Raw genomic sequence first — 7,026 nt, forward strand, 5'->3', positions numbered from 1 at the left:
GCTCGCCCCAGCGGTGCGCATTTCACCATTTCCTTCCCGGCAATTCTTGCCTACTGTGGCAGTGCCAGCGCGTCCCCGGCACGTGCTTTCCCCCGTCCGCTGTTGCCTTTCAACCAGTCATGTTACTGTCACGCCAGTTTCATCGATTGTCACATTACCGTCATGAGCAGCCCCTAACCTTCGCGGTGCCGTAGTCATCCGCTCACACTCTGGAGGTCTCATGAAATTGATGCAAACCGCGATTGCTGGCCTGGCTGGCGCGCTTTTCGCCGTCGCTGCGCACGCCGCCGACATCACGGGCGCAGGCAGCACCTTCGCCATGCCGATCTATACGAAATGGGCTGCCGATTACCAGCAGTCCGGCGGTGCGAAGATCAACTACCAAGGCATCGGCTCGTCGGGCGGCCTGAAGCAGATCAACGCGAAGACGGTCGATTTTGCCGGTTCGGACGCCCCGCTGAAGGACGACGAACTCGCGAAGGAAGGCCTGTTCCAGTTCCCGACGGTGGTCGGCGGCGTGGTGCCCGTCGTCAACGTGCCGGGCGTGAAGGCCGGTGAACTGACGCTGTCGGGCCCGGTCCTCGGCGACATCTATCTCGGCAAGATCAAGAAGTGGAACGACCCGGCGATCGCCGCGCTGAACCCGAAGGTCAAGCTGCCGGATACCGACATCGCGGTCGTGCGCCGTGCGGACGGCTCGGGCACGAGCTTCATCTGGACGAACTACCTGTCGAAGGTCAACGGCGAGTGGAAGTCGAAGGTCGGCGAAGGCACGACGGTCAACTGGCCGACGGGCACGGGCGGCAAGGGCAACGACGGCGTCGCGGCATTCGTGCAGCGTCTGCCGGGCGCGATCGGCTACGTCGAGTGGGCGTACGCGAAGAAGAACGCGATGGTCTACACGTCCCTGAAGAACTCGTCGGGCGCGGTCGTCGAGCCGAAGACCGAAACGTTCAAGGCCGCAGCCGCGGGCGCGAACTGGTCGAAGTCGTTCTACCAGATCCTGACGGACGAGCCGGGCAAGGACGCATGGCCGGTCGTCGGCGCGACGTTCGTGCTGCTGCACGCGAAGCAGGACAAGCCGGCACAAGGTGCGGAAACGCTGAAGTTCTTCGACTGGGCGTTCAAGAACGGCGAGAAGGCTGCTGACAGCCTCGACTACATCTCGCTGCCGCCGGCAGTCACGGCCGAGATCCGCAAGCAGTGGAAGGTGAAGGTGACGGACTCGGCAGGCAAGCCGATCGCCGAGTAAGTGTTGCAGCGGTTCGCTGTCCGGCCGTACCGGCCGGACAGCGTGTGCGGTAAGGCCGGGCGTCACGGCGCCCGGCGTTCAAAAACAGGCAACCATGTCTGATATTCCATACGTGTCTTCCCGGTCCGCCGAAGGCGGGGCGCAACGCGCACCGAGCCGCACCGGGGATGTCCTGTTCGGCGGCCTCGCGTGGCTCGCCGCGATCGTGACGCTGCTGCTGCTCGGCGGCATCATCGTCTCGCTGATCATTTCCTCGTGGCCGACCATCCAGAAGTTCGGCTTCTCATTCCTGTGGCAGTCCGAATGGGATCCCAATTCGGATGTCTATGGGGCGCTCGTGCCGATCTACGGCACCATCGTGACCTCGGTGATCGCATTGCTGATCGCCGTGCCCGTCAGCTTCGGCATCGCGCTGTTCCTCACCGAGCTGTCGCCCGTGTGGCTGCGCCGCCCGCTCGGCATCGCCATCGAGCTGCTTGCTGCCATTCCGTCGATCGTCTACGGGATGTGGGGCCTGCTCGTGTTCGCGCCGATCTTCGCCAACTATTTCCAGAAGCCGATCGGCCGCCTGTTCGAGCACGTGCCGCTGCTCGGTCCGCTGACGGCCGGCCCGCCGATCGGGATCGGCATTCTCGCCGCCGGCGTGATCCTCGCGATCATGATCATTCCGTACATCGCGTCGGTGATGCGCGACGTGTTCGAAGTCACGCCCGTGCTGCTGAAGGAATCGGCATACGGGATCGGCTGCACGACGTGGGAAGTGATGTGGAAGATCGTGCTGCCCTATACGAAGACCGGCGTGATCGGCGGCGTGATGCTCGGCCTCGGCCGCGCGCTCGGCGAAACGATGGCGGTCACGTTCGTGATCGGCAATACGAACCTGCTCGACAATGTGTCGCTGTTCTCCCCGGGCAACAGCATCACGTCGGCGCTCGCGAACGAATTCGCCGAGGCGTCGCCGGGCCTGCATACGTCCGCGCTGATGGAACTGGGGCTGATCCTGTTCGTGATCACCTTCATCGTGCTGGCGATTTCCAAGCTGATGCTGCTGCGTCTCGAAAAAGGTGAGGGGGCGAAATGAGCCAGCCCGTCATGAATTTCCCGGGCCCCGACGGCACCGTCCTCGATGTGATGCGCGCGCGCCTTCAGCGCAAGCGCAAGATCGTCAACGCGATCGCGCTCACCGCGTCGCTCGGCGCGATGGTGTTCGGCCTGATGTGGCTCGTATGGATTCTCTATACGACGCTGCACCTCGGCATCGGCGGGCTGTCGCTGCAACTGTTCACCGAATCGACGCCGCCGCCGAACACCGAGGGCGGCGGCCTCGCGAATGCGATCGTCGGCAGCCTGCTGCTGGTCGGCTTCGGCACGCTGGTCGGCACGCCGATCGGCGTGATGGCGGGCGTCTACCTCGCCGAATACGGCAAGAGGAACCCGCTCGCGAGCACGATCCGCTTCATCAACGACATCCTGCTGTCGGCACCGTCGATCGTCGTGGGCCTGTTCGTCTACGCGCTCGTCGTCGCGAAGTCCGGCCGTTTCAGCGGCTGGGCAGGCGTCATCGCGCTCGCGCTGCTGCAGATCCCGATCGTGATCCGCACGACCGAGAACATGCTGAAGCTCGTGCCGAACGCACTGCGCGAAGCGGCATTCGCGCTCGGCACGCCGAAATGGCGGATGGTGATGAAGATCACGCTGCGCGCGTCGCTCGGCGGGATCATGACCGGCGTGCTGCTCGCGGTCGCGCGGATCGCCGGTGAAACGGCGCCGCTGCTGTTCACCGCGCTGTCGAACCAGTTCTTCTCGTGGGACATGAGCCAGCCGATGGCGAACCTGCCCGTCACGATCTTCAAGTTCGCGATGAGCCCGTTCGCGGAATGGCAGTCGCTCGCATGGGCGGGCGTGTTCCTGATTACGCTCGGCGTGCTCGGACTGAATATCCTGGCGCGCTCGATCTTTTCGAAACAGTAACGGCGGAGCAATCCGATGAATATGGCAGAAAGCCACCTGAATCCCATCGAACGCGTCGCCGCACCGGCTGGTACGCACGGCGCCGTGGACGGCCGTCCGCTCGAGCCGCTGAACGCGAAGATCGAAGTCAACAACCTCAACTTCTTCTACAACAAGTTCCACGCGCTGAAGAACATCAACATGCGCATTCCCGAAGGCAAGGTGACCGCGTTCATCGGCCCGTCGGGTTGCGGCAAGTCGACGCTGCTGCGCACGTTCAACAAGATGTACGCGCTCTATCCGGAGCAGCGCGCCGAAGGCGAGATCCTGATGGACGGCGAGAACCTGCTGACCACGAGGCGCGACATCTCGCTGTTGCGCGCGCGGGTCGGCATGGTGTTCCAGAAGCCGACGCCGTTCCCGATGTCGATCTACGACAACATCGCGTTCGGCGTGAAGATGTTCGAGAAGCTCACGCGCTCGGAAATGGACGACCGCGTCGAGTGGGCGCTGACCAAGGCCGCGCTGTGGACCGAGGTGAAGGACAAGCTCGGCCAGAGCGGCTACGGCCTGTCCGGCGGCCAGCAACAGCGTCTGTGCATCGCGCGCGGCATCGCGATCCGTCCGGAAGTGCTGCTGCTCGACGAACCGTGCTCGGCGCTCGACCCGATTTCGACGGGCCGTATCGAGGAGCTGATCGCGGAGCTGAAGAGCGACTACACGGTCGTGATCGTCACGCACAACATGCAGCAGGCGGCGCGCTGCTCGGATTACACGGCCTACATGTACCTGGGCGAACTGATCGAGTTCGGCGAAACCGAGAAGATCTTCATCAAGCCGGTACGCAAGGAAACGGAAGACTACATCACCGGCCGTTTCGGTTGATGACGGAGAACAACAGCCATGTCGGATAAACATTTGTCGAGCCAGTTCGACGCCGATCTCAATGCCGTGTCGTCGAAGGTGCTGGAGATGGGTGGGCTCGTCGAGGCGCAGATCACGGGCGCGATGCACGCGCTGAACGAATTCGACCGCAACGCGGCCGAGAAGGTGATCGCGAACGAAGAGATCCTGAACACGATGGAAGTCGATATCGACCAGGAGTGCGGCAACATCATCGCGCTGCGCCAGCCTGCCGCGCGCGACCTGCGTCTTTTGATGTCGATTTCGAAAACGATTACGAACCTCGAGCGCGCCGGCGACGAGGCGGAGAAGATCGCGAAACGCGTGCGCCGCCTCGTCGACGAGCCGGCCGCGCGCACGGTCAACATCGCCGAGATCAAGGTGTCCGGCGAGATGGCCGTGACGATCCTGCGCCGCGCGCTCGACGCGTTCGCGCGTCTCGACACGGTCGCCGCCGCGCAGATCGTCAAGGACGACAAGGAGATCGACCAGGAATTCCGCGCGTTCGTGCGCAAGCTCGTGTCGTACATGCAGGAAGATCCGCGCACGATCACGGTCGGCCTCGAATACCTGTTCATCGCGAAGGCGATCGAACGGATCGGCGACCACGCGAAGAACATCGCCGAATTCATCATCTACATCGTGAAGGGCACCGACGTGCGGCACCAGCCGCGCGACACGCTCGATCGCGAAGCCAATAGTTAAAGCGAACTTCGCTCCAAGGAACAGAGGTGCCGATGCCCAGCAACATTCTCGTCATCGAAGACGAACCCGCGATATCCGAGCTGATCTCGGTGAATCTACAGCATGCCGGACACTGCCCGATCCGCGCGTACAACGCGGAGCAGGCGGCGAACCTGATCAGCGACGTGCTGCCCGATCTCGTGCTGCTCGACTGGATGCTGCCGGGCAAGTCCGGCATCGCGTTCGCGCGCGACCTGCGCAACAACGAGCGCACCAAGCACATCCCGATCATCATGCTGACCGCACGCGGCGACGAGCAGGACAAGGTGCTCGGCCTCGAGATCGGCGCGGACGACTACGTGACGAAGCCGTTCTCGCCGAAGGAGCTGATGGCGCGCATCAAGGCCGTGCTGCGCCGCCGTGCGCCGCAGTTGACCGAGGACGTCGTGTCGATCAACGGGCTGCGTCTCGACCCGGCGACGCATCGGGTCGCCGCGCACGCGGAAGGCAGCGAGATCAAGCTCGATCTCGGCCCGACCGAATTCCGCCTGCTGCACTTCTTCATGACGCATCCCGAGCGCGTGCACAGCCGTACGCAACTGCTCGACCAGGTGTGGGGCGATCACGTGTTCGTCGAAGAGCGCACCGTGGACGTGCATATCAAACGCCTGCGCGCGGCACTGAAGCCGGCCGGTTGCGATGCGATGATCGAGACGGTCCGCGGCAGCGGCTACCGGCTTGCGAAGCACGCGTAATACGCGTCAGGTACGTAACGTACGTTGTGCACGGACGGCGCATCGCGCGCCGCAACAGGCTTTTCAACTTTTCGGACGCTGAATCATGAACATCATCTGGGCGCGCTTCATCGTGTCGCTCGTGTTGCTCGTGCTGATCAGCGTACTGGTCGGCGTCGTCGCCGGCCCGACCGCGGCGCTCGTGTTCGCGGTCGTGATGCTGGTCGCCCAGGGCTTTTTCAGTACCTTCCACACGCAGCGCCTGTGGCGCCTGCTCGACGCGCCGGTGTATGGCGAAGTGCCGAGCGCGCCGGGCATCTGGGGCGAAATCTACTACCGGCTGCACAAGCTCGCGAAGCAATGGCACGCGCAGGTACGGCAGGTCGAGCAGCAGCATTCGCGCTTCATCCAGGCGATCCAGGCGTCGCCGAACGGCGTCGCGATGCTCGACGACCACGACCAGATCGAGTGGTGCAACGCGATTGCCGAAGTGCATTTCGGCCTCGACGCCAAGCGCGACCTGCGCCAGCACATCACGAACCTGGTCCGGCATCCGGATTTCGTCCGCTACCTGAATTCTCAGCACTACGACGAGATGCTCGTGATGCACGGGATGGGCGATGCGCGGCAGAACGTGCTCGCCGTGCAGGTGTTCCCGTACGGCGAGAACCGCAAGCTGCTGCTGACGCAGGACATCACCGAGCTCGAGCGCACCGACGCGATGCGGCGCGACTTTGTCGCGAACGTGTCGCACGAGCTGAAGACGCCGCTCACCGTGCTGTCGGGTTTTCTCGAAACGATGCGCGAGCTGCCGCTCAACGAGGAAGACCGCACACGCTATCTCGACCTGATGGAGCAGCAGGCGTCGCGGATGCGCCATATCGTCACCGACCTGCTGGTGCTCGCGAAGCTCGAAGGCGAGAGCAAGCCGGCGGCCGATCGCCCGATCGACATGCGCTCCGTGTTCGACCACCTGAGCGAAGACGCGCAGTCGCTGTCGAACGGGCATCACGATATCGAATTCGCGGTCGACGACACGCTCGCGGTCGCCGGCGCGCAGACGGAAGTCTTCAGTGCGTTCGCGAATCTTGTCACCAACGCGATCCGCTATACGCCGGAGGGCGGCAGAATCCTCGTATCGTGGCGGCGCGAGGGCTCGCAGGCGGTGTTCTCGGTGACGGACAGCGGGTTCGGCATCCCGGCCGCCGATCTGCCGCGGCTGACCGAGCGCTTCTATCGCGTCGACCGCAGCCGTTCGCGCGATACGGGCGGCACGGGGCTCGGGCTCGCGATCGTCAAGCATGTGCTGCAGCGGCACGATGCCCATCTGTACATCCAGAGCGAGGAGGGGCGCGGCAGCACGTTCACCGCGCGCTTTCCCGCGCTGCGGACCGTCACCGTGAGGCCGGCGGCGTACGAAGCCTGAGAGGCCTGACGCGATAGCGGGGACGTGCACCGGACGCTGGTGCGCGTCCGCAGCACACAAAAAAGCACAGCCCGGTG

Annotated in this window: 7 protein-coding genes; all 7 read left to right on the forward strand. The window is 64.0% G+C overall.

Going from position 1 to position 7,026, the window contains the following annotated elements:
• Window positions 1-220 precede the first annotated feature (220 nt).
• Window positions 221-1,252 carry a phosphate ABC transporter substrate-binding protein PstS gene (pstS, locus tag ACV229_RS39540; protein WP_448088479.1) on the forward strand — a complete coding sequence of 344 codons (1,032 nt, stop codon included), beginning with the start codon at window positions 221-223 and terminating at the stop codon, window positions 1,250-1,252.
• A 94-nt stretch (window positions 1,253-1,346) separates the two neighbouring features.
• Window positions 1,347-2,333, forward strand: coding sequence for a phosphate ABC transporter permease PstC (gene pstC / locus ACV229_RS39545; protein WP_448088480.1), 987 nt, complete (start codon window positions 1,347-1,349; stop codon window positions 2,331-2,333).
• Complete coding sequence (pstA, locus tag ACV229_RS39550) at window positions 2,330-3,223, forward strand: phosphate ABC transporter permease PstA (RefSeq protein WP_448088481.1); 894 nt, start codon at window positions 2,330-2,332, stop codon at window positions 3,221-3,223. Before pstC ends, pstA begins: the two co-directional genes overlap by 4 nt.
• Before the next feature lie 15 nt (window positions 3,224-3,238).
• Window positions 3,239-4,087, forward strand: a complete 849-nt coding sequence (pstB, locus tag ACV229_RS39555) for a phosphate ABC transporter ATP-binding protein PstB (protein ID WP_448088482.1) — start codon at window positions 3,239-3,241, stop codon at window positions 4,085-4,087.
• Between the two features lie 18 nt (window positions 4,088-4,105).
• Window positions 4,106-4,810 (forward strand): phosphate signaling complex protein PhoU, encoded by a 705-nt coding sequence (gene phoU / locus ACV229_RS39560; RefSeq protein WP_448088483.1) that lies wholly within the window; start codon window positions 4,106-4,108, stop codon window positions 4,808-4,810.
• Between the two features lie 32 nt (window positions 4,811-4,842).
• Window positions 4,843-5,544, forward strand: coding sequence for a phosphate regulon transcriptional regulator PhoB (gene phoB, locus ACV229_RS39565; RefSeq protein ID WP_059566937.1), 702 nt, complete (start codon window positions 4,843-4,845; stop codon window positions 5,542-5,544).
• A gap of 85 nt (window positions 5,545-5,629) precedes the next feature.
• The gene (phoR, locus tag ACV229_RS39570; protein ID WP_448088484.1) at window positions 5,630-6,949 is read left to right on the forward strand and encodes a phosphate regulon sensor histidine kinase PhoR; all 1,320 of its coding nucleotides are present in this window, start codon (window positions 5,630-5,632) and stop codon (window positions 6,947-6,949) included.
• The last annotated feature ends 77 nt before the right edge of the window (window positions 6,950-7,026 follow it).

The organism is Burkholderia sp. MR1-5-21 (genome assembly GCF_053427715.1).

Bases quoted from the DNA above. Each gene is read 5' to 3' on its own strand.
- pstA (WP_448088481.1), top strand. From the start codon at position 2,330: ATGAGCCAGCCCGTCATGAATTTCCCGGGCCCCGACGGCACCGTCCTC.
- pstB (WP_448088482.1), top strand. From the start codon at position 3,239: ATGAATATGGCAGAAAGCCACCTGAATCCCATCGAACGCGTCGCCGCA.
- phoR (WP_448088484.1), top strand. From the start codon at position 5,630: ATGAACATCATCTGGGCGCGCTTCATCGTGTCGCTCGTGTTGCTCGTG.
- pstC (WP_448088480.1), top strand. From the start codon at position 1,347: ATGTCTGATATTCCATACGTGTCTTCCCGGTCCGCCGAAGGCGGGGCG.
- pstS (WP_448088479.1), top strand. From the start codon at position 221: ATGAAATTGATGCAAACCGCGATTGCTGGCCTGGCTGGCGCGCTTTTC.
- phoU (WP_448088483.1), top strand. From the start codon at position 4,106: ATGTCGGATAAACATTTGTCGAGCCAGTTCGACGCCGATCTCAATGCC.
- phoB (WP_059566937.1), top strand. From the start codon at position 4,843: ATGCCCAGCAACATTCTCGTCATCGAAGACGAACCCGCGATATCCGAG.